We start from the raw sequence: 21,007 nt of genomic DNA, 5'->3' as shown, positions 1-21,007 counted from the left end.
TAATACACTTGAACTAACTTGTATGCCGCAGAAAGCTATTACTACTAACCCAGCCTGAAATTTTCAAACTGCAGAAAAGAAATTATTTAACAAACATATCCTGAGCTTGATAATCATTTGCTGAGGGCTAATAAATCAGTTTAATTAAATGAAACAAAAAGATATTCAATGGCCTGTGAACTGACCGTTAATTTGGAAAAATAAGATACCGGATTGCGATGATTAAGACGGGCATTTTATTCCTATTTACCCTCTTATTGCCAACCCATTCCGAAGGTACTATTTTGGCAGCTGTCTCGGAAGTTCTTCTTCTGAATTACCAGCGTGTTTTAAAGATAATTTTAATCTTGTAATTCTGCTTTAATTTCAGCCTCTGTTTTCATTCAACAAAAACGCTGATATTACTATTAAACTTGATCTCCTCTAATTCGCTTTCATCAAAGCCCCTCAATAGGAAAAGCTCGGTTTCGCATATGCGGTTAAACTTTACCATTGTTTTGGCCAGGTTTTTTAAAGCGACTGTCAAATCCAAATCCAATTCTTTTTCTTTTTTCCACATGTGTTTTAAGGTTAGAATGTAAAGATACAAACAAGAGTTGGAAGATAGAGTAATCTTAGCTCATAATATATTAGTTGTTGCTATGAAAATTGATATAGAAGTAACTCAGGATCAAATAAAATCATTAATGCTTGCCGATAACAGTGAGGAACTTGATAGTATCCAAGCGCAGTTATTAGCAGCCAATGCTAAGATACCTGCCGGTCAAATGATTATTCATTGAGCGGATGGAGTTACCATCACCTACTTCAGGTTGGATTGGTTTTATACTTTCAGATACACCAAATCACCGAACAATTACCGACCTTTTCAGTCCTAATTAATTGTAACAATTGAAACGTCAATAAAAGGTAAAATGCTTGACCTATTATCCGATAAGAATATTAAGGAGTTTTGCAGCCACTGATCGCTCAGCGAAAGCTAAATTTATATTAACAATGCAAATCTAATTTAATTTTTCAGCTTCGAACAACTATGCAACAATAATTCTACCCAATCCTCTGGGAACGCTCAATTCACTTTTAAGTACCAAAAGCTCATCGGCCGAACTATTGACGATATAGGATACATGAATACAATGCCTTATCGATTTTGTTGATCACACTAATTAGCCTGATAGTATGAGCGCTTCCAAGTATTCAGCTACAAAATAATGATATTGTGCTGGAATGCGATTGAAGTCGAATAACAATTCCTGCAACTTAACGCTTATCCATCCCCCATAGCACCCAGTTTTTCTGGAGAAGATATCGACATAACATTTCTTGGCACCGAGCTGCGATACACGTTTCCAATATAGAGTTGCATTCTATCTAAAATTGATCGTGCCTTTGTCACGTGTGTCGAATGCTCACCCGGATCAGTAATGTAGAGGTATTTTATAAATGGTTTCTAGTCATGCAATCTCAGCCTCTGGTCTTATGTATTTAAATCTATTGTCAATTCAAGTCCCGTGAGTGCAAAATAAAGGTTTTGTAATTGATGTACATATTTCAACTCATATTTACAGATTGGGAAACCACCATCCATCGGTTGTAAATTATTCGGTTCGATGTACATATAATGGTCTTTAATGAAATATACGGGCGGCTGCCCTTCCGTTAGAGTGTCAAGGCGAAACCTAACACCAATAGCCATTCTTGTGTAATAGGGATTGGCTTTAAGGTGTCCATTAAGCAAAAACGATGTTGTAGAGCAATAATATATTATTGCTCTACATAAATAGCACAGATCTACCTTTAAGTAAACCGTTGTCCTGTCAATTAATCGCCCTACAATGAATTCCAGTAAAGCTCCTTTCATTTCTCCGGGTGTTATAAGATTCTTAGGTTATTAAGCAGTGAATACAAAGATTTAGGTGAAAGCGCATGGCAAAAAAATAGGACACCTCAGTTAAGCGATGCCCCTCAAAAACTTTCACAACGGCAGTTTGGTTTATCTGGCTATTCCTGCGACATTACCGCAGTGGGGGTTTTCAACCGACGTTCTCTTCTCTCTCTTAGCTTTCGGCACTTTTTTTTCAATGTCAAGATGAAGCACAAAGTGTAGAAGACGCCGTTACCAGCACGCAAATTATCGTTGAAAGAGCAACAATTGTTGACTTAAAGTACCATTATTTGATTTTTTAAACTAGTTCCTAAGCCCAATAGGGTATAAACCAAGTACAAATTTACTATATAATCCCGTTAGGGTATAATTAGGATATTGATAGAAGACAAGATCCCGATAGGGTATAGTTAATAAATTTAAGGTATATTTGTACCCGAAAGGGTATAAATATGTTGTCGGAGTATTTGAAGAAAAAAAGGAAATCACTAAATCTCACACAGGAAGACTTGGCATCCAAAGCGGGAGTCGGACTTAGGGTCGTTCGTGAGATGGAACAGGGAAAACCAACATTACGGATGGATAAAGTGAATCAGGTGTTGATGTTATTTGGCGCAGAACTCGGGGTGGTATTAAAAGTAAAAAATGATGAGTAGGAAAGGGTTGGTGTATTTTCAGGACACGCTGGCTGGTGTACTTGCGGAAACTGATGATGGTTACGAATTTACTTACCAGGCTGATTATTTAGAGACTAAGAACGCAAAGCCGGTAAGCTTAACGCTGCCATTGTCAACCCAGAAATATGAAAGTAAAGTATTGTTTGCTTTTTTCGATGGCTTGATACCTGAAGGTTGGCTACTGGATCTGGCAACAACACACTGGAAGGTCAAAAGCAATGACCGGTTTGCATTATTACTATTAACATGCAGGGATGCAATCGGAGCTGTAACGGTTGTTCCCGAAATAGATTAAGCTATGGCAAAATGTTGGTTTTGTTATCAGGATGCAAGTACATCGTCTTATCATGAAAAATGTTCAAAGCGATTTTTTGGTACGGCTAAAGTACCTGAACTGGAATTGAATAATAAACTTTTGAAAGCGTTGGCCGAACAGACCATCAACGAGAGGATCGCTGTAACCGGAGTTCAGCCCAAGCTTTCTGTTACCCTGGAAAAGACGAAGGGACACAACCGTCTGACTGTAGTAGGACTTTGGGGAGAATATATACTCAAACCACAGCATCCTGATTTTCCGGAAATGCCGCAATCGGAAGATCTGACGATGCATTTGGCAAGCCTGTTTAAAATGCCAACTTGTGATCATACTTTAATGGAGGCGTCAGACGGTAGCTTGGTTTATTTGGCTAAGCGATTTGACCGGGTAAAAGGCCATAAAGTTCACATGGAAGATTTCTGCCAGCTTTCTGAATTTTTAACGGAAAATAAATACAAAGGCTCTTATGAAAAGATCGGCAAGCTTATCCTAAAATACTGTACTCAAACGGGTTTTGATGCGCTGACTTATTTTGAACTGGTGTTATTTTCTTTTTTGACAGGCAACAATGATATGCACCTGAAGAACTTCTCAGTGCTGTACGGGGACGAAGGGGTAAGCTTAAGCCCTGCTTATGACCTTTTAAATGTAAATCTTGTTAATCCACAGGATGATGAAGAACTGGCCCTGACAATAAACGGCAAAAAGAAAAGCATCAGATTATCTGATTTTGATATGTTGGCTAGAAGCATGAATATACCTGAAACCGCCGTTCGGAATACATATAATAAATTTTCCTCCGGTAATAGGGAGGTTGGTGAGATGATCAAGGCATCTTTCCTGAGCCCCGAAAAAAAAGAACAGTACCTGGAAATTTGGAATAAAAAGCAACGGCTGTTCGATTGACAAGTCGCACCTAAATAGTATAAGTTGCTCTTTCCAGTGAGGAAAAAACAAAATCCTTATTCCCTGCACTCGCGAAGATAGCCCACGCCGAATCAAACGTCAAGGATTTATGTAATAGCTTTGTTTAAAACCAAATACTAAGCTTATGCAAACACCACGGTTGTTTATAGGCATAGACGTTCATAAAAAGAGCTGGGCGGTTAGTATCAGGATCTTCAGATCCGAAGCGATGATCTTATTGCCCAACCGCGATGCTTCGAATACGGCCTGAAAACGGTTCTGGCTTTCCTGATAGGCTTGCGTTACTTCCGCTAATTGACGCGCATCCTCCTTTAACTGCTCATTTTCAGCAATCAATTCAGCATTTCTATTTTTAAGCGCGTCGGTGTTTTCCATGACAATCTGAATTTATAACCCGTTAAGCCTAAGGCAAATTGCCTGAATTTGATGTCAGGTTAAAGGGACACCGGGAAGCCTGGAAAGGAACAAAAACGAAAGATGGGCACCTCGAATTTATTTTGCCAGGTGACAGCCAGGTGCATATTGACTGGAACTAAGCTGCAAGATGATATGCGGAAAAAATAGATCTTTAAAACTTACTGGAATAATAATTGCCCTACATGATCGCGGTCAGTGACCACAGTCACATCTGATCTACATTGATTTTAAATCTAACACTATGGCTACAAAAACAAACAAAAAAACGACTGCAGCAGTTGCAAGTCGTACGCCCGAAGCTGAAAGCGCTTTAAAAGAATTATTCATTGACGAGATCAAGGATATTTACTGGGCTGAGAAACATCTGGCGACAGCTTTGCCCAAACTGATCAAAGGCGCTACATCGGAAGAGTTGAAGCAAACGATCACTACGCACCTGGAGGAGACGAAAAACCAGATAACCCGCCTGGAAAGTGTTTTCGAATCAATTGGCGAAAAAGCCGCGGCCAAGAAATGCCTGGCCATGGAAGGTTTACTGAAAGAGGCGACAGAATTATTATCAGACACCGATAAAGGCACTGAAGTGCGCGATGTGGCGATCATTTCCGCAGCTCAAAAAGTTGAACATTACGAAATCGCCTCCTACGGCACGCTTCGCACTTTAGCGGGGACGCTGGGTTATACGGAAGCACAAAGCCTTTTCGATGAAACGCTTGCCGAGGAAAAAAATGCAGATAGCCTGCTGACGCAGGTAGCGGAGAATTATGTCAACGATGCTGCCGCTGCAGAGGTAGAATAAAAACTCATAATCCAGCAAATCGGCTTTTGCTGGATTAGTTCAATTCTGATAAACAATATTCGGGACTGCTTGTAAAGCTGAAAATCTATAGTCGTTAACTAATTGAGTTTATCATATGGCCTTTTTATGGTAATAATCATCTTCCTATACTGTTGACAAACGTTTAATCAGCCACCTAATATTTGACATTACAAAGTACATATAAATTAAATCATACGCAGCCGATAAGAGTAAGAAAGTCCGGCAGTATCGTGGTACATGTTAGCGGCAGTGAGCATTACGAGATTAAACGTTTAAAAAAAAACTGGCGTAAAGACATTGCCTGAAGGGGTAAATAAAACATTCATTTCGTCCGGCATTTCAAATAGGAACCTTTTCAGCCACTTTGCGTAAAACCATGCAGCCAAAGCCGGCTGCACATTTTATGACATTAGTTTCTGCAACACTTAAACAGCTCAGGCGACAAAAGGGATGGACGCTTCAGGCGGTTGCGGCAACGCTGAGGATCAGCTTGCCTGCCATTTACAAAATAGAGAGCGGTAAATCAGACATCAGCTATTCCAGGCTGCTGCAATTCGCGGAACTCTACCAGGTTCCGGTCAGCGCATTATTCGGGAATGCGGCGGCAGAGGGCCCGTACCATACGCTGACTCAACTCCGTTTGAAGCTCCGCCAAAGGGAGCAGGAACTGAATGCATTACAGGCCAAGCTAATTGAGCTTCACGAGGAAGTCCGGTCATGAGCTGGCCGGAACGAACCCTAACGCAAGAGGACACCTAATAATAGTGCCGGCCAGAACGATTGCCCAGATGACAGCCAGCCATCGCTCCGGACCGTTAAACCACTTTTTCGACCAGGTGATGCCGGTCGTATATTTTTTTTCGTTCTCCATGGCTTTAGCTATTTACTATTTGTTTTACTGCTGGTCTTTGATCAGATAGGCTTCCAGTTCGCTAAGCGCCTGTTCACAGCCTTAACATGGCCATGGCAGAAAAAGGCAACTCAAAAGCCAAGAGCAAGGTGGCCACCGCTATCGAAGAGCAAACCGCCAAGCTACACCTAGACATTCTCTCTGGGCCACCTCTCTGCTATGGCCGCCTCGCTGACCCTGAAGATCCACAGAAAGAAACATACCGCCTTATTTGCAGGACAGTGGGCCGCCTCCTTCCTGCTGCTCGGTATATACAACAAGCTGGTCAAGCTGGTAGGGCATGACCAGGAAAACGAAGACTAGTGCGCTATAAATCATAAAACAGATCTTAAAAATAAATTAACAGCCGATGATGCTGGTAACCGTATTCAGTTTCGGCACCCTGTCCGTCACAGCACAGACCTCCGACGGGGCGACATAAAAAAGGTAAAAAAGAACATAGTGAAAGCACCTTAAAAGATACCAGCGGATCAAGCGCCGCGGATGTCAGCGGCAGCAGGGAGAGCCCCGGCGGTAAACGAAGCCAGGGAGCGGCCGGAAGGGATACCACAGCGAAACAACCACGGCAATAACCCCGTTATCCATAAGAAAGGGCCGTCTTAGAAACGGCCCTTTAATTTTTTTGCGTATATTATAAATGACTTCCGGCCGGAGCCGTACCCTACATAACTTCTAACAGCAATCATGCCAAACCCTAAGCTCTCCGGGATTGTCCCGCCAGCGCAGATGTACTGCTGCCATGTGCCACTTTTCAAATAAGTGCTGCTGTCTTCGTAGCGCTTATCGGTGGCCCTTTCTTTACGCTTGCACCGAATGGCGCAAGCGAGGGGGAAATTCAATCTGCCTTTGGTATAGCTACTGCAGCTTTCGGAATTTCTTTGGGCGTAGCAGCGTTACTATGCTGAACGATAATATATAATTAACATAGCGGAAAGATTCACTCCCACCTAAAAACTTGACATCGGGGCAAAACAATGTGTAAAAACGGCATTGATTGATCTGGAAGAAAGATCGGCATAACTTCAGTCGCCCTCGATCAATTTCTGATTTAGAGAACCGCCGCATTTAACATAGGCGGTTCTCTAATGATATCGACCAGAGCTACCTTTCTCCGTTAAATTATCCAGTTACATTTAACGAATCGATAAGGCCGTGCTTTAGTCCCAAATGAAATTTCAACACGTCGGCCTGCCGGGAAACGTGTCTGACACCTCTGCGGTTAACATGCCATTGGAACCCGACTCTCCGTATTGAAGCGGTTTCATGACGGATCGATATCGCTCGTTAGCGTCTTCGATCCATGCCCGTATTTCTTCTTTACCAGTATGGACCTTGCCTTCGTCATGGACGGTGGCGGACTTGCTGAAACACTCCGTGTAAGCCTCGCTGTCATAAGTGTTCTGCGTCTCTTTAAATTTTGCTACTAATTGTGGTATTTCCATGATCTTGATATATCCTAATTTAAATGGTGGGCACAGTTCCGCCGTCAATAACGAAATTTGTTCCCGTTAAATAATTGGCTCTCGGCGAAACCAGAAAGCCGACCAGTTCGGCTACTTCTTCCGGTTCGGCCGGCCTGCCAAAAGGTATACCACCCAATGCGTCCATGACACCCTGCTGAGCTTCTTCCACTGTACTATTTGCATTTCTGGCGATCTCGCCCAGCCAGGCTACCGATGCTGACGTATTGATCCAACCTGGCGAAACGGTCAGCACGCGTACACCTTTTGGTGTAACTTCTTTTGATAGACTTTTACTGTAATTGATCAATGCTGCTTTTGAAGCTGCATACGGCAAAGTGGAATTATAAAGCGGCAAAATACCCTGGATGGAAGCGATGTGGATGATAACACCGCTTTTCCGCTCGATCATTCGCGGTAAAAATCCCCTGTCAAGCCTGACTGGAGCCAGTAAATTAGCTTGGAGGGTAGATAGCCAATCCTCATCGTTTAAGGTGGAGAAACCACCGGCAGGTGTTGATGAACCACCAAGGTTGTTTACCAGGATATCCAGCCTGCCATAGGCCACAAGCACTTGACTGATCACTTTCTGCGCATCCTCTGCCTTACTTAGATCGGCAGGGATGAACTGCAGGCCGCTGTTTTCCTTTTCAGGAGCGTTCCTTGCAGTTATAATTACCACTGCACCAGCTTGGAGAAGCCTTTCTGCGATCGCTTTTCCGGCACCTTTTGTACCTCCAGTTACCAGGGCGATCTTCCCGGAGAGTTCATTGTCGTAATTGATTTGCTCTTTCATATATTTTATTGTTTATGCAAATCTCAGCAGTACATCGATACCATACAATTACGGGCTTACGAATCGAATAGGGATAAATTTGTCCGTATTGCGCACAAATAAAGGCTGTTGTATATTTGTAGTTATGTACATAAAAAAGATCGCCCCGTCTCTCAATTGCGGCCTTGACCTGGTCGGTGAAGTACTATATGGCAAATGGAAGATTCGTATCCTGTGGTTCATTCATGAAGGCCACTTGCGGCCCAGTGAATTGCAGCGGAAAATTCCGGACGCAACACGGCGGGTACTTAACATTCAGCTAAAGGAACTTGAAGACCATGAGTTGGTGACCAGAACTATATATCCGGTAATGCCGCCGAAGGTAGAATACCATCTTACCGGCTTTGGCAAAACACTCATCCCGTTGATCCGTTCTATCGGCCTTTGGGGCGACGAACACCAGGAGCGACTGCGAAGGGTCATTCTTAAACAGAATACACTATCAGTAACCGAACCGGAAGTTGATGAGATATTAAGCTGACAGCTGTATCCCCGATCAAAATACAGAATCTGCTATCACTGCCTTCTAATCCGTATTAACAAATTTTAGCATAGCAATAAATTTTCAGCATCTTATTATTAAATTATTGATGTACGACTTTCATTGGCTTTAGTCCATTGGTAATTGATTAATTCTTTTATGATACTCGTGTTAGGCCAACGCGCTGGTTAAAAAGGCGGTCGAAATGTTGCGGATACTGACATCCCATACTGTAAGTTATTTCGCTTATTGATTTTCCAGCATCGAATATTTGTTCTCTCGCTCCTTCAATTATTTTTTTTGATATTCCTGGGCCGACTGCCCTGTCTCTTTTTTGACGAGGTCGCCAAAATATTTGGCAAAAAAGAAAGTTTCCGGATAGATGGAGAATAAGTTTTGTTTTTTGCTAAGCGTCTGATCTGCTTGATCATGGCACTATTAGTGTGCTGTGTATCATGGCGGTATATTGCCGCCAACAAACCGTTCTAAAAAATCGATCAAATGGAAAACTTAGCGTTACTGGCCCAATTCGAGGCTAAACCCGGTAAAGAACAGCAAGTTGCTGACCTTCTTACAAGTGCTTTGCCTTTAGCGGAAGCTGAGCCCGGGATCATCCGCTGGTATGCATGGCAGATCGGACCTTCGACCTTTGGCATATTCGATACGTTTACCGATGATGCTGGCCGGGACGCTCACCTCGGCGGTGAGATCGCCAAAGCATTAATGGCTAGCGCAGACGAACTACTCGTTTCCACACCGGTGATCGACAAAGTAAAAATACTCGCCTTTAAGTGATCGCTAATTACAAAAGCCGGCGGTGACCACAGGTCGGCATCAACACCGCTTGGACGATATCGCCACACTTTGAATATGATCAGATCGGACAATTCCGGTGATCCTGGAAATTAACGGGTTCAAACAGTAAGGATCGTTTTGATCGATTGCCATGATCAACGACCCTTTCTGTTTTAAGGTACAAAGCATTTATCAATAAGGTTCTTATGTACAACCATCGACCGACTGACAGGCTTGAGTATTTTAGCGATGCTGTTTTAGCCATCGCGGCAACATTACTCGCTACAGAACTGCCTAAACCAGAGGGCGGAACTGATCTGCTGGCAGAGATTCTTAAAAACTGGCCTCATTATACTGCATTTGCCGCTTCCTTCCTGTTCATATGCGTTGCCTGGTCCAACCATCACAACATGTTTATTTATATCAAACGGACAGATCAGTACCTGCTCATATTGCATATTTTGTTTTTAATGTTTGTTACGCTCCAGTCTTTTACTACAGGATTATTGGCACGGCATGTGGGCAGACCAGACGAACGAACGGCGGCATTAATTTATCATACAACATTGGTGCTGATGACCTTATTTTATAATTGCGTGTGGTGGTATGCGACCAGAAAGAAAGAACTTATGGAAGAAAGTACAGACCCCGCGCTTATCAAATTGCTGACAAAAGAATATGCCATTGCCCCTGCACTACATCTAGCTGCCCTGATCATCTGTTTTTGGAATGTGCCTTTCAGTATTATTCCTATCGTGCTATTATATATTTATTTTGCGCTACCACGGTTCAGTGAACGGAAGATCATGGAGCGGAAAAGGCGATGAAGGATAATCAAGCTACGAGATGATCCTGGTCATTTATATATAAACGCTACGGGATACGCTAAAAAAGGCTGTATCTATTTCATATATTCGAATAAAAGGAAAAAGCCTGTATCGTAACGTACAAGCTTTTCCATTTTATAGACCGCAGTGCTTTATCGTTATGCAGTTAGCGCCTCTCGTTCTTCTGCTTGTGTTTTTGTGGCGCCTTGCTTACCCGGTTTTAAGATCACCTTGGTCCAGCCTTTGTCACGGGCATCAAAATGCTTGTAACCATTTGGTGCATCGTCCAATGAAAGCTCATGAGAAATAATGACCGATGGTTTAGCTTTACCTGAAGAGATCAAACCGCAAAGCTGACGATTATATGCCTTGACATTTGCCTGGCCGGTGGCAATGCTTTGTCCCTTCAACCAAAAATTACCAAAGTCAAAATCCATGTGGCCTTTCTTGGCAAGAGGGTCTTCTGCCTTTGGGTCTGGAGCAACAAAGACCCCAACTACACCAATTGATCCTGTGAACTTAACGGCTTGCACCAATTCGTTCATGGTTATATTGTTATGTTCGTGCCCGTGCTTGTCACAACACTGATAACCTACACATTCGCAACCTCGGTCAGCACCAACACCATCGGTTAATTCAAGGACCTGGGCAACGGCTGGTGCTTTTGAAAAGTCGATCGGTATGCCACCCAACTCTTCAGCTAGTTTCAGCCTGTCCGGATGATCATCAACCACCATGATCTTGTTCGCGCCTTTTATGCCAGCTGAGATGGTTGCCATCAAACCCACCGGCCCGGCTCCAAATATGACTACATTATCCCCGGGCTTAACGCCCGCCAACTGGGTAGCATGATAACCGGTAGGGAAAATATCAGACAGCAGTACATAATCATTTTCTTTTTCCTGGGCATCTTCAGGCAGTTTTAAGCAGTTGAAATCGCCATAGGGCACCCGCAGGTATTCAGCCTGTCCGCCATCATAGGGACCCATTCCGGCAAAACCATAAGCCGCACCCGCAAAGCCCGGGTTCATGGTCAGACAAAAGGCGGTGAGCCCGCTTTCGCAATTCTTACAATGACCACATCCGATATTAAATGGCATGCACACCATGTCACCGACCTTGATATTAACTACCGCATTACCGGCCTCTATCACCTCCCCAAGATTTTCATGCCCAAAGATGCGCCCTTCTTCCATGTTGGTTCGTCCTTCGTACATATGCAGATCAGAACCACAAATATTGGTCGTGGTGATCCTGACCAACACGTCAGTGGGTTGTTCGATCTTGGGATCGGGCACCTCCGATACCCTTACGTCTCTGGCGCCGTAATAAACTAATGCTTTCATAACCTTGATTAAGTGAATAATTTGTTTTGAAAGCTAAAAAGGCTCAAAGGCCGTTCCCATAAGGCCACTGGAAGATCAAATACAAAAATAGTTTAGGAGCTCACTATATTTAACCTTTGGTTAAATATAGTTTTTTTAATTAGCTAATTAACAAAGCTTTGGTATGATTAATGGGGCCAATAAATAGTGATCAGAATTCGTTTTGTGACGAATGAAAGTGTATGATTTTCATTAAAAAAAAACCGGCAATAATCGTACTGCGATTTGGGAATAAAGTTTTGTCATCATGGTTTGGATTCTTTCTATAAGTTAGGTTTTTGAAAAGATATCAAAAGACATGATATGATCTTGAAGGACCAGTGGAGGCGTAAACTTTTCAGTCCAGTGCATAATGTAGAAAAGACCTGGTCAATTGGCAAGAGTTCCCAATCAAATTGCTAAAACAACTTTTAGGAATATCATCTTGAATTCATAACTTGCATGCTATACCCTTTATAACCTCTATGCCATGTATACTATTTTCGCCTTTGTCCTCATGGGATCGGTTGCGCTTGGCTGTTGGCTGCTATATTTCCTTTTTAGGATACAGCAGAAAAATACTTCAGAAGATTACAAGAGACTTTTCAACGGTATTCCGACACCGATGTACATCTACGACGACCAAAGCTTCTGTTTCCTTGCAGTCAATGATGCAGCAGTTGAGCAATATGGTTATACCAAAGAAGAGTTCCTGCAACTCAAGCTGACAGATATCCGCCCGCCTGAGGAAATACCGGCCCTACTCGAATTCCATAAAGACCTTTCAAAAAAACATATGGATGCCGGACGCTGGCTGCATATCAACAATGCGGGGCAACGGTTCTATGTGAGTGTGTATATCCATTATACGATCTTTGAGGGAAAAGGTGCAAGGCAGGTCCTGGTCGTTAACATTGATGAAAAGATGCGCGCTGATCAGATCGTCAGTGAAAAATCGGCCGAAATGGAGAATATGCTCGACAGTATTACGGATGGCTTTTACGCACTGAACAATCGATGGGAAGTGACATTCATTAATAAGGCTGCAGAGGTAGCCTTGTGCTGTAAAAAAGAAGACATCATCGGTAAAAATCTCTGGGACTATTTTCCAAATAGCAGGGATGGCCGCTTCTACGCAGAATACGAGCGGGCCATGACAGAAAGGGTTAGCGTACATTTCGAGGAGCTTTATGCACCTTTGGGTGTATGGGGTTCACTGAATGTTTACCCCACCAAAAACGGTATCGCGGTTTATTTTGTAGACATCACGGAACGAAAAAAGATCCAGGAACAGATCTACAATGACGGGCAGAACCTTCGCGCGATCATCAATAATACACGCGACCTAATCTGGTCGGTGGACCGCCGATCTAATATCATCACCGGTAACCAGGCATTTTGGGACAGGATCAAAGAGTTGACCGGCAAAACAGAAGGCGAGGTCACTAAAGCTGACCTGATGCAGGAAAACTTAAAGATCTTTTTTGAAAGTTATGAGCGGGCGTTCGACGGTGAAGCCTTCAGTCTCGTTAGGCAACGCGAGTCTGATGACGAGGAAATGTATTACGAAGTAAGCTTTAACCCGATCCGGGACCTGAATAATCAGGTAATCGGTGTCAATTGTTTTTTGAGGGATATTACGGAGGCACAGAAATATTTGCATAAGATAGAAGAACATAACGAGCGCCTCCACCAGATCGCCTGGATCCAGTCTCACCGCGTACGCGCACCGGTCGCCAGTATCATCGGCCTTGCTCAGCTTTGTGACCTGAACGACCCACCCAATGCCGAGATCATCCCTATGCTAAAAAGATCGGCAGAAGAACTGGATAAGGTGATCATGGACATCACCCTGTTGACATACCGAGTTTCGGATAAGGATGATCATACAAATACATAGATAGCATTGGTTGAATTTGCCACCGTCGGGTTCAAAGATAACTGCTTCTTTATCAATCAGCACAGCGATGCGATGCGTATAACCCCATTGCCCTAAACGTGCTTTAAATTTATGCTCCGATCTTAAAATAAAAGCCAAGAGCTAGGCAGCCAGATGGAAAATAAAAGCACTAGGTGTAAGCCTTACAGTCGGCAATTGATTAGGATATGCGGCACCAAGTTTTCACATCTTCCAGTTAGTTTAATTGCAAAGTGATCGATTAAAAGGGTAATTGGAGATCATCGTGACCGATCCGCGCTGATCAAATCCCGTTATGAACGACCTATTATTTCAGCCGTCAGCTATCAGGAAATGAAACGGTTGCGGCGGCAGCCTCTACATGGGCACGGTAACGAACGGCGGCGTAGCCGAATTGAGTGAATTGTTCCGTTCACGTATTACCGGAATATACCTCTGGTAATATGCTTTATCGATCTGCTGACCGGGTTCCTGTTCGCAAATGTTCACTGCTGATCTGATAGCTCTCCCGTAGCTATCCCATCAGATTGTCCGACTGCCATTGTTTGATGTCTGCATTTGAAGCCATATCGGATGTTTTTACGATATGTTCCTGGCTTAAATCCTCTTGGTCGATCAGTTTGCTCACGGTCATCCGGATTTTGTGCTGATTTGTTTATGCAAACTTTTATTTCGAAAATAAGATGCGCCAGAGAAAATAATCACCCTTGTTCCGATAGGAACTGTTCTGCATGACTTCTCAGACGGATCATATTAAGTTCCTGATTCAAAAAAAATTTTTAATCAGGATACCTAAACTTTCAGCAAGGCAGATAAAATGTGGTTCCTGTATTTTTTTAAGTAGATCAAAGCTAATCCACTTGCCAAGGCTATCAGGGCAGTAGGATATCCATCACAGCGCGGCTAGCGATGACGATTACTGAGCAGACAAGGGCACCGATGACTGCCGCGGTGATCCCATCCACAAAAGCTTTGATGCTGGTACTTTTCGCGAACAGAAAGTTGCCAAGGCAGCTAATGCAGCACCAGAAAAGCCGTTTGTCAGGGAGCCAATAAAACCAACAGTGATCACCAACGGGCCGGGCATAAAAGATAAAATGCCTATCGGAGAAATCTGATAGGCATTTTATTTTCCTCTAATCAATCTCTTGTTTCAAAATGTAATATCTTTAATTGATTCTTTCTAATCATTAACTTATGGTTAACCATTGGGTACCATGCCTGGTCTTAACAACTCGTCCAAAGGATAATTCTTTATAAGAAGATTAGCTACAAAATCTTCCCACTTCTTTTTTAAATTCACATCTCTGCCATTCTTAGATTGGCTGTCATATAAATTTTGCATTTTTTCACGTTCGCCATCTACTCGTTTATAGATTTTTATAATTTCATCTTTAATGTTTTTTGTGTAGGTGTAACTCTCAAGCTCAAACCTGAGTTGCCTTGCGAAATATTCAGCTATATCAAAGTGTGTTTGCTCATGTTTTAACAAATACGAAGTTTGTTTACTTACAATAGTTGTTGATTTTGAAGGATCAAAAGTGTGAGATATTTTAAATTTTGCTTTGTAAACACCATCAATTACAGAATAGCGGTATTCGTATGTCATACTTAAATAGCTTATGGCTTCAAACTTCCCGGTATCAACAAATACTTTAAAGTCGTTCCATGTTAGTAAAGTGTCTTTACTCCATTTGAGCAGTTGTGCAGAAGCAGTGGTTGAATAAATAAAAAAAAGTATAAGGTAGATGAATTTCATGATTAAACAATAATTAATAAATGTAAGAATATATTAAAGTTTTACAAATGCAGACATACAGCTTGAGCATCTTCAAAGAATAAAGCGTGCACATAATAAGATCAAATGCCTGAAGCTATTACAACGAATCTCCCTCGCCTACGCTAATTAATATTGTTAATATCGTTTACTTTTAAAAGTGACAACTATGTTTTTTTCAATGCCATGAGCATTGATCTGTCATCAAAGATTATAATTTCAATAATACAAGTATTCCATCAGGCTGTAAAACTAGCGTAACGCGCGATAGCATCTTAAAATCAAGCAACTATTAGCAATTTAAATTAATGAATACTTATATAAAATTAGTAACATTGTTTTCCTAAATTATTATCATGGCCTCTCTTATACAAAATCTAAAACCTAAGAAAATATTTATCGAAACACTGCTTCCAATAATCGCCGGGTCTAATTTTGCTATCCGCGTATAAAAGTTCAGGATACCTGCAAAAGGACAAACATTATTAAATAATTGAATTTGCTAATTATAAATTGGGGCTTGTTCCGAACAAATAGCTTGAATGGAAATTTTACTAACGATGAGGTTACCTTACTCATTATCTCTAAAAAATGCTGATCATTATGAATATTATCACCATTTTTTTTGTCTGCATCATGCTGGTAGCCTGTAATCGTAATGGAAGTCATGCGGTTACTGGAGCCGACACTACGGATGTTTTGAACGCCGTTTTACACTCGGAGAAAATTGTTGAAGATATGTATAAGATACCTGATACTATTTTCTTTATTAAAACCAAAAAGGGTTATTATAATTCATCATGGCCTTTGGAAACCGGCAAAATAAAAATATCATATATCGACGAAACTCCAGCAGCGGTGAAACGCATTGAACGCAGTAATAAGCTAAACGCTAAGCCATTGAGATATATCGTCACCTCTTTTTCAATCGATCACGATTCATCTAAAATTGTTATACATGGCATAAATCAACTGACTGATTATAGTTATCGTTTGAGAAAAAAAGACGGTAAGTGGTCAGTAGTCGATCATACTTTTTCTATCGAATAATATACAAACCAATTATACACTAACCTAAAGAACCAAACCAATTCATGAAAAAAAGAACTCTATCATTACTTACAGTGGTGTGCGCGTTATGTCTTGTATTTTTCGCCTGTCGAAAAGAAATCAGTCGAATTGTTGACCCGGCATCAATCAATGTCTCCGCCCGGAAGCTGGAAGCCGCCAAAATCTGGAATGCCAAATTTATTGCTAAAAACATTACTGAAAATTCAAAACAACCGGGATTTGTAACCTTAAACCCGTTGTGGAATCAGGCCTGGACTTTGACTGCCGTGAACGGAAATGAGTTCGTAGCCGTTCCGACGGCTTTAGATCATATTGATCAAATGAATGTTACCATTAGCCGATTATTCCTTTTCGAAATGAAAGGTGAAGATGTGGTGAATGCCCAGATAGCAGAGTTTATGGGCTAAATTAAAATGTAGACAGAAACATCAATCAATTAATTACAAATAATCAAAGTACTGCGATAGCAGAGTTCAACGGAGCTATCATTCATTACGATTTGAACTATCGCCGTACCGGTGGTAGCATATTTTAAAACGGCGCAGAAAAATTCACTAATGCCGCTGTTACCCGAAAAGAAACATTTGGGGGTTAAGTCGGAAATATCGGGTTCCAAGAAACACAAAAAAAGCGTGGGCTGGCAAGCTTAATTTGACTACTTTGCTGAATGCAGACAACTCTTCAGCGCTTCCAGTGATCACCCAAAGTCCGGAATCAAGGTTACTCATCAAGAAAATACATGAGCTTACCAAAGCATTAAAACTATCCCAATTGGAGAATCTTGATTTGGAAACAATGATCGAAGTAACGGAAAGTGACCTTTATATCAAGATCCGAGAAAAGCGTGGTACCAAACGGGCTTAAGATGCCGAAGTTTGCAGATATTCTTTAGTTCATCCTTGAAGCACTCGATAATAGCTCTTACTCTAAGCATTATTTTGTCGGCCTGGGAGATGTTAAAGTCTTTTATATTTTTACGGGGCTTGGTGATCATCTGGATGCGGTTGCCCCGAAGCAAGTCAGCCAAAGCTTTCGATAGATAGCCTTTATCACCAAAAAGTTTGCCGAAGATCTCCTGTGTCATAAAGGTCATCAGTTTGATGTTCCTGTCGTCTATATCGCCTTTTGTAAGGTAGAAAAACAGTATTTGAACTTTGTCATTGATGATCAGATGCAGTATCAAACTATAAATCCAACCGGTGGAACACTGGCCCCATTCTGTTACCAAGGCAATACTTTGTGGTTATGGATGCGCCGATTATGACAGGCTTTGATAGGTGTCCAATCGATTAAGTTGATACCCCGCGACCGCCCAAGGCAATCCTTTCCAAAAGAAACTTTTCCTCTTTTCTGCCGATGATTTCATGCATACTGTGGCTGAATATAAAAAAATATAAACAGCCACAAGTTTCCTAATAATACAGTTATGGCTGATTATATTTTAAAGAATTGCGTTGCTACAGATTGCCCTTATCATAGCCATCAAATTATCAGGTTGTACATTCCGGTAATCTTAACCGCGCTGTCCCGTGCAAATTAGATCAGCGAATTGGGTTGTCATTTTATAATTCCAAATTTACCAATCAGTTAATTAAATTGTTAATGTTCTTTTGCAAAACTTTCAATGTAAGTGACACCCCCATTGCGCCTAACGCCGCCCAAAGTAAAATATCAGCAGGTTATTTAGACGTTTGTTCTTCTATAGCTTTTGCCATCGGCCCTTCGCTATGTGATTGGTTGTTTTCCATGATTTTTGTTTTAATGGGTAATTATTTATTTTTAAAGAATTGGCGAATAAAATTTCGAATAACTAAGTTTTGAAGGCTGACTTTTAAACTCCTGGCCAACATGACAATGAGTATATATATAACAGTGACGCAACCGAATCCTTCCCAGTCTAAATTAAGTAAATGGCCTAAGAATAAAGCGAGGGTAACACTAAAAAAGAGAAAGGCTAATAGCGATAATACAACCGCTACTAAATCTGTTATTACCTCTGCTATAATACCGCTTGCTTTGTCTACACCTTAATATTTTAAAAGCTTAATCTTTGTTTCCAGGTATTGCTTAATCTTCTCAACAATCGGCAATGGAGTACTCGTTTGTTCCATGGTATTAATAATTAACCGGTGGTAATAATTCCGTGCTTAGTTTATAATATGAAGTACAAATAATAACCGGCTAAATAAAACCGGTTATTATATTAACTATGGTTTTAGAACCACTTTTACGCAATCCTCTTCCTTTTTATCGAAGATTTCGTAACCATGAGCAACCTCGCTGAGCGGTAAAGTATGTGTAATGATATCGTCTAATACCACCTTCTCTTCCTTTACCAAGTCAATAAGGTGATCAATATAATTCAATACCGGTGCTTGTCCCTGACGTATGGTAAGGCCCTTATCAAATATGCGATGCATCGGGAAATTATCATAAGTAGAGCCATAAACGCCCATTATGGTTACTGTACCACTACGACGTACGGCTTTAAAAGCCATATCCAGAACCTTCATACTGCCTACTTCAAAGTTGATCAGCGCTTTGGCTTTATCAATTATAGTACGTTCCGGTTCGAAACCCACACAATCCACACAAACATCCGCACCTCTGCCACCTGTCATTTCACGGATAGCTTCTACTACATCAACCTCATCCGGATTAAGCGTATCAACGTTATTAACCTTTCGCGCTTTTTCAAGACGGTAATTTAATGGGTCAATAGCAATCACCCGGCTGGCGCCATTGATCCAGGCAGCTTTTTGCGCCATCAGTCCTACAGGTCCCGAGCCAAATATAGCCACTACTTCTCCCCCTTTAAGCTGAGCCCAATCAATCGCAGACCACCTGTTGGAAAAATATCAGTAAGGAAGAGCACTTGCTCATCACTCATATTTTCCGGCACTACCCTCGGGCTGATATCCGCGTAAGGCACGCGAACGTATTCGGCCTGGCCACCGGAATAACCTCCATATAAGTCGGTATAACCAAACAGGGCGGCACCTTTTTGATCCATCATGTCGCCATTTGGACCGTAATGTTTATAATTGGAGTTTTCACAGCTGGGTGAAGCCTGATGCTGACAAAAAAAGCACTGTCCGCAAGAAATAGGGAATGGCACTACTACACGGTCACCTTTTTTAAGATTTTTTACCTCCGAGCCTACTTCCTCAACAATCCCCATAAACTCATGCCCCATGATCATAGGTTCTGTTTGCGGAACGCCACCGCTAAGGATATGCAAATCAGAGCCGCATATAGCCGTAGAGGTTACTTTTAAAATTACATCCGTTGCAAGTTCAATGCGCGGATCTTCAACGGTATCATAGCGGATATCGCCGGGTTTGTGAAAAACTACTGCTTTCATGGTATAATAGTTAAATGATTAATCTTCTGCCGGTTCGTTAGCAGCATCATAGTTTGCCTGGCTTTCGGCAATTTCCGTCAATAAGCCATCGGCTATTTTTTCTTCTTCCAGAGTTAATACCAGCACTTCGGCAATTTCATAATAACCCAGTGTTTTGGCCAAACTAATCATACCTCCATAAGACGCAATCTCATAATGTTCGGCCTTTTGACCGGCGAAAATCAAACCTACATCGCGTTGCGCTGTGCCATCTTCAGTAGCGCTGATAATTTCTTCCCCTTCTTCAACTATACCGGCCATTGCCTGGCATTTACGTGCTTCCGGTTCTAAACCAAGTACAGCAAAAACTTGCTCTAACCGGGCTACGTGGGTTTCAGTTTCAACCAAATGGTTTTCAAAGGCTGTTTTTAATTCGATTGAAGTAGCAGCATCTGCCATATCGGGCAAAGTATCCACCAGTTCACGTTCCGCCCAAAGCAGGTCTTTTAACTCGTTAACAAAAAACTCCATCAATTTCGAATCACCCGAAGCATCATCAGTTTCGTCATCATACAATCCTTCTGATTCGGTGGCTTCATATTCAGGGGAATAAGCCGATTCGGTTTCAAATGCGGTCGTAGTTTCTGAATAAGGTTGTTCAGTGTTTACACTACCTGAATAATCATCGGTATTACCGGCATTTACCGCATTGTCATCATTTTGTGCAGCCTTATTACGTAATGATTTGATAAGATCGTGGCCTTCAGATATCCCTATAAACTGGGCTTGTAATATCTGAGCCAAATCAGGACTTAATTCATTATCCGGTTCAAGCGCGGTATTGTAAGCTGCTTTAATTGCATCCTCGCCGCGCTCACACTCATTAAGTATTGCTTCCGGGTCGCTCCCGGTAAAGGCAGCTTTAATATCAAGCCATGTGCGGTGCAGTGCTCCTGAAGCGCTTGTACCATCAGTAGGTTCACCGCCATACTGTAATGCTATAGCATAAAGTTCTGCAGCATAACTACTACTTTCACCTGCAAGCTTGTTAAAAACTACGCTAAGTGCGGCGCCATTTTCTCCGAGATCTTTACCTGCCTTTTCAAAACCCGCCACGCGGTCGTTATTGATTTCGATGAGATCATTGATCACATCAAGTGCTTTTTCTGAAATTTCCATAGATG

Annotated in this window: 25 protein-coding genes and 1 pseudogene; 13 read left to right on the top strand and 13 right to left on the bottom strand. The window is 41.8% G+C overall.

The features are described 5' to 3' along the window. Positions 1 to 379: 379 nt before the first annotated feature. Complete coding sequence (locus tag ABD894_RS10950; RefSeq protein WP_345211067.1) at positions 380 to 559, bottom strand: hypothetical protein; 180 nt, start codon at positions 557 to 559, stop codon at positions 380 to 382. A 37-nt stretch (positions 560 to 596) separates the two neighbouring features. Here ABD894_RS10950 and ABD894_RS10945 point away from each other — a divergent pair, with 37 nt between their 5' ends. Then, positions 597 to 782, top strand: a complete 186-nt coding sequence (locus ABD894_RS10945) for a hypothetical protein (RefSeq protein WP_345211066.1) — start codon at positions 597 to 599, stop codon at positions 780 to 782. Between the two features lie 695 nt (positions 783 to 1,477). On the opposite strand, the gene ABD894_RS10940 is transcribed toward ABD894_RS10945, so the two are convergent. Further along, the gene (locus ABD894_RS10940) at positions 1,478 to 1,861 is read right to left on the bottom strand and encodes a hypothetical protein (protein ID WP_345211065.1); all 384 of its coding nucleotides are present in this window, start codon (positions 1,859 to 1,861) and stop codon (positions 1,478 to 1,480) included. 476 nt (positions 1,862 to 2,337) lie between these two features. On the opposite strand from ABD894_RS10940, the gene ABD894_RS10935 reads away from it, so the two are divergent. From ABD894_RS10935 to ABD894_RS10925, 3 genes are read left to right on the top strand one after another with little or no spacing between them, the layout of a single operon-like run. After that, complete coding sequence (locus ABD894_RS10935) at positions 2,338 to 2,541, top strand: helix-turn-helix transcriptional regulator (protein WP_090463249.1); 204 nt, start codon at positions 2,338 to 2,340, stop codon at positions 2,539 to 2,541. Next, entirely contained in the window at positions 2,531 to 2,857 is a 327-nt protein-coding gene (locus ABD894_RS10930; protein WP_345211064.1) for a HipA N-terminal domain-containing protein, read from the top strand. Before ABD894_RS10935 ends, ABD894_RS10930 begins: the two co-directional genes overlap by 11 nt. A 3-nt stretch (positions 2,858 to 2,860) precedes the next feature. After that, positions 2,861 to 3,784, top strand: coding sequence for a HipA domain-containing protein (locus ABD894_RS10925; RefSeq protein WP_345211063.1), 924 nt, complete (start codon positions 2,861 to 2,863; stop codon positions 3,782 to 3,784). A 180-nt stretch (positions 3,785 to 3,964) separates the two neighbouring features. Here ABD894_RS10925 and ABD894_RS10920 read toward each other — a convergent pair whose 3' ends face one another. Further along, complete coding sequence (locus ABD894_RS10920; RefSeq protein WP_345211062.1) at positions 3,965 to 4,180, bottom strand: hypothetical protein; 216 nt, start codon at positions 4,178 to 4,180, stop codon at positions 3,965 to 3,967. 283 nt (positions 4,181 to 4,463) lie between these two features. Here ABD894_RS10920 and ABD894_RS10915 point away from each other — a divergent pair, with 283 nt between their 5' ends. Next, a complete protein-coding gene (locus tag ABD894_RS10915) occupies positions 4,464 to 5,021 on the top strand; it encodes a YciE/YciF ferroxidase family protein (RefSeq protein ID WP_345211061.1) in 558 nt (185 codons plus the stop codon). Positions 5,022 to 5,418: 397 nt separating this feature from the next. Then, positions 5,419 to 5,763, top strand: coding sequence for a helix-turn-helix domain-containing protein (locus tag ABD894_RS10910; RefSeq protein WP_345211060.1), 345 nt, complete (start codon positions 5,419 to 5,421; stop codon positions 5,761 to 5,763). On the opposite strand, the gene ABD894_RS10905 is transcribed toward ABD894_RS10910, so the two are convergent. Continuing rightward, positions 5,758 to 5,913, bottom strand: coding sequence for a hypothetical protein (locus ABD894_RS10905; RefSeq protein WP_345211059.1), 156 nt, complete (start codon positions 5,911 to 5,913; stop codon positions 5,758 to 5,760). The genes ABD894_RS10910 and ABD894_RS10905 overlap by 6 nt on opposite strands. A 198-nt stretch (positions 5,914 to 6,111) precedes the next feature. Between ABD894_RS10905 and ABD894_RS10900 the strand changes: the two genes are divergently transcribed. Next, positions 6,112 to 6,255: a hypothetical protein gene (locus ABD894_RS10900; RefSeq protein WP_345211058.1), complete on the top strand. Its 144-nt coding sequence runs from the start codon at positions 6,112 to 6,114 to the stop codon at positions 6,253 to 6,255. Between the two features lie 872 nt (positions 6,256 to 7,127). Here ABD894_RS10900 and ABD894_RS10895 read toward each other — a convergent pair. Together ABD894_RS10895 and ABD894_RS10890 are read right to left on the bottom strand one after the other, a co-directional pair. Continuing rightward, positions 7,128 to 7,394 carry a nuclear transport factor 2 family protein gene (locus ABD894_RS10895; protein ID WP_345211057.1) on the bottom strand — a complete coding sequence of 89 codons (267 nt, stop codon included), beginning with the start codon at positions 7,392 to 7,394 and terminating at the stop codon, positions 7,128 to 7,130. A 19-nt stretch (positions 7,395 to 7,413) separates the two neighbouring features. Further along, entirely contained in the window at positions 7,414 to 8,208 is a 795-nt protein-coding gene (locus ABD894_RS10890; RefSeq protein WP_345211056.1) for an SDR family oxidoreductase, read from the bottom strand. A 124-nt stretch (positions 8,209 to 8,332) separates the two neighbouring features. Between ABD894_RS10890 and ABD894_RS10885 the strand changes: the two genes are divergently transcribed. The 3 genes from ABD894_RS10885 to ABD894_RS10875 all read left to right on the top strand — a co-directional run bounded on the left by ABD894_RS10885 (position 8,333) and on the right by ABD894_RS10875 (position 10,350). Continuing rightward, the gene (locus tag ABD894_RS10885) at positions 8,333 to 8,728 is read left to right on the top strand and encodes a winged helix-turn-helix transcriptional regulator (protein WP_345211055.1); all 396 of its coding nucleotides are present in this window, start codon (positions 8,333 to 8,335) and stop codon (positions 8,726 to 8,728) included. Positions 8,729 to 9,229: 501 nt separating this feature from the next. Continuing rightward, the gene (locus ABD894_RS10880) at positions 9,230 to 9,523 is read left to right on the top strand and encodes a putative quinol monooxygenase (protein ID WP_345211054.1); all 294 of its coding nucleotides are present in this window, start codon (positions 9,230 to 9,232) and stop codon (positions 9,521 to 9,523) included. A 206-nt stretch (positions 9,524 to 9,729) separates the two neighbouring features. Further along, the gene (locus ABD894_RS10875; protein ID WP_345211053.1) at positions 9,730 to 10,350 is read left to right on the top strand and encodes a TMEM175 family protein; all 621 of its coding nucleotides are present in this window, start codon (positions 9,730 to 9,732) and stop codon (positions 10,348 to 10,350) included. Between the two features lie 158 nt (positions 10,351 to 10,508). On the opposite strand, the gene ABD894_RS10870 is transcribed toward ABD894_RS10875, so the two are convergent. Continuing rightward, positions 10,509 to 11,696 (bottom strand): glutathione-independent formaldehyde dehydrogenase, encoded by a 1,188-nt coding sequence (locus ABD894_RS10870; protein ID WP_345211052.1) that lies wholly within the window; start codon positions 11,694 to 11,696, stop codon positions 10,509 to 10,511. 508 nt (positions 11,697 to 12,204) lie between these two features. On the opposite strand from ABD894_RS10870, the gene ABD894_RS10865 reads away from it, so the two are divergent. Then, a complete protein-coding gene (locus ABD894_RS10865) occupies positions 12,205 to 13,614 on the top strand; it encodes a PAS domain S-box protein (RefSeq protein WP_345211051.1) in 1,410 nt (469 codons plus the stop codon). Positions 13,615 to 13,989: 375 nt separating this feature from the next. Here ABD894_RS10865 and ABD894_RS10860 read toward each other — a convergent pair whose 3' ends face one another. Then, on the bottom strand, positions 13,990 to 14,121 hold the full coding sequence (locus ABD894_RS10860; RefSeq protein WP_345211050.1) for a hypothetical protein: 132 nt from the start codon (positions 14,119 to 14,121) through the stop codon (positions 13,990 to 13,992). A gap of 712 nt (positions 14,122 to 14,833) precedes the next feature. Continuing rightward, complete coding sequence (locus ABD894_RS10855) at positions 14,834 to 15,391, bottom strand: DUF922 domain-containing protein (protein WP_345211049.1); 558 nt, start codon at positions 15,389 to 15,391, stop codon at positions 14,834 to 14,836. Positions 15,392 to 16,012: 621 nt separating this feature from the next. On the opposite strand from ABD894_RS10855, the gene ABD894_RS10850 reads away from it, so the two are divergent. After that, on the top strand, positions 16,013 to 16,459 hold the full coding sequence (locus ABD894_RS10850; RefSeq protein ID WP_345211048.1) for a hypothetical protein: 447 nt from the start codon (positions 16,013 to 16,015) through the stop codon (positions 16,457 to 16,459). A 44-nt stretch (positions 16,460 to 16,503) separates the two neighbouring features. Further along, positions 16,504 to 16,887 carry a hypothetical protein gene (locus ABD894_RS10845; RefSeq protein WP_345211047.1) on the top strand — a complete coding sequence of 128 codons (384 nt, stop codon included), beginning with the start codon at positions 16,504 to 16,506 and terminating at the stop codon, positions 16,885 to 16,887. 452 nt (positions 16,888 to 17,339) lie between these two features. Here ABD894_RS10845 and ABD894_RS10840 read toward each other — a convergent pair. The 4 genes and pseudogenes from ABD894_RS10840 to ABD894_RS10825 form a co-directional block, all read right to left on the bottom strand. Then, positions 17,340 to 17,800 (bottom strand): annotated as a pseudogene (locus ABD894_RS10840) (transposase); the annotation flags it as partial. A gap of 887 nt (positions 17,801 to 18,687) precedes the next feature. Next, the gene (locus ABD894_RS10835) at positions 18,688 to 19,281 is read right to left on the bottom strand and encodes a zinc-binding dehydrogenase (protein ID WP_345211045.1); all 594 of its coding nucleotides are present in this window, start codon (positions 19,279 to 19,281) and stop codon (positions 18,688 to 18,690) included. Continuing rightward, on the bottom strand, positions 19,281 to 19,844 hold the full coding sequence (locus ABD894_RS10830; protein ID WP_345211044.1) for an alcohol dehydrogenase catalytic domain-containing protein: 564 nt from the start codon (positions 19,842 to 19,844) through the stop codon (positions 19,281 to 19,283). The genes ABD894_RS10835 and ABD894_RS10830 overlap by 1 nt, the downstream gene beginning before the upstream one ends. Before the next feature lie 18 nt (positions 19,845 to 19,862). Beyond that, positions 19,863 to 21,002 carry a DUF892 family protein gene (locus ABD894_RS10825; protein WP_345211043.1) on the bottom strand — a complete coding sequence of 380 codons (1,140 nt, stop codon included), beginning with the start codon at positions 21,000 to 21,002 and terminating at the stop codon, positions 19,863 to 19,865. Positions 21,003 to 21,007 lie beyond the last annotated feature (5 nt).

Source organism: Mucilaginibacter gynuensis, from assembly GCF_039541195.1.
GTDB lineage: Bacteria > Bacteroidota > Bacteroidia > Sphingobacteriales > Sphingobacteriaceae > Mucilaginibacter > Mucilaginibacter gynuensis.
This window is presented reverse-complemented; position numbering and strand designations above follow the sequence as displayed.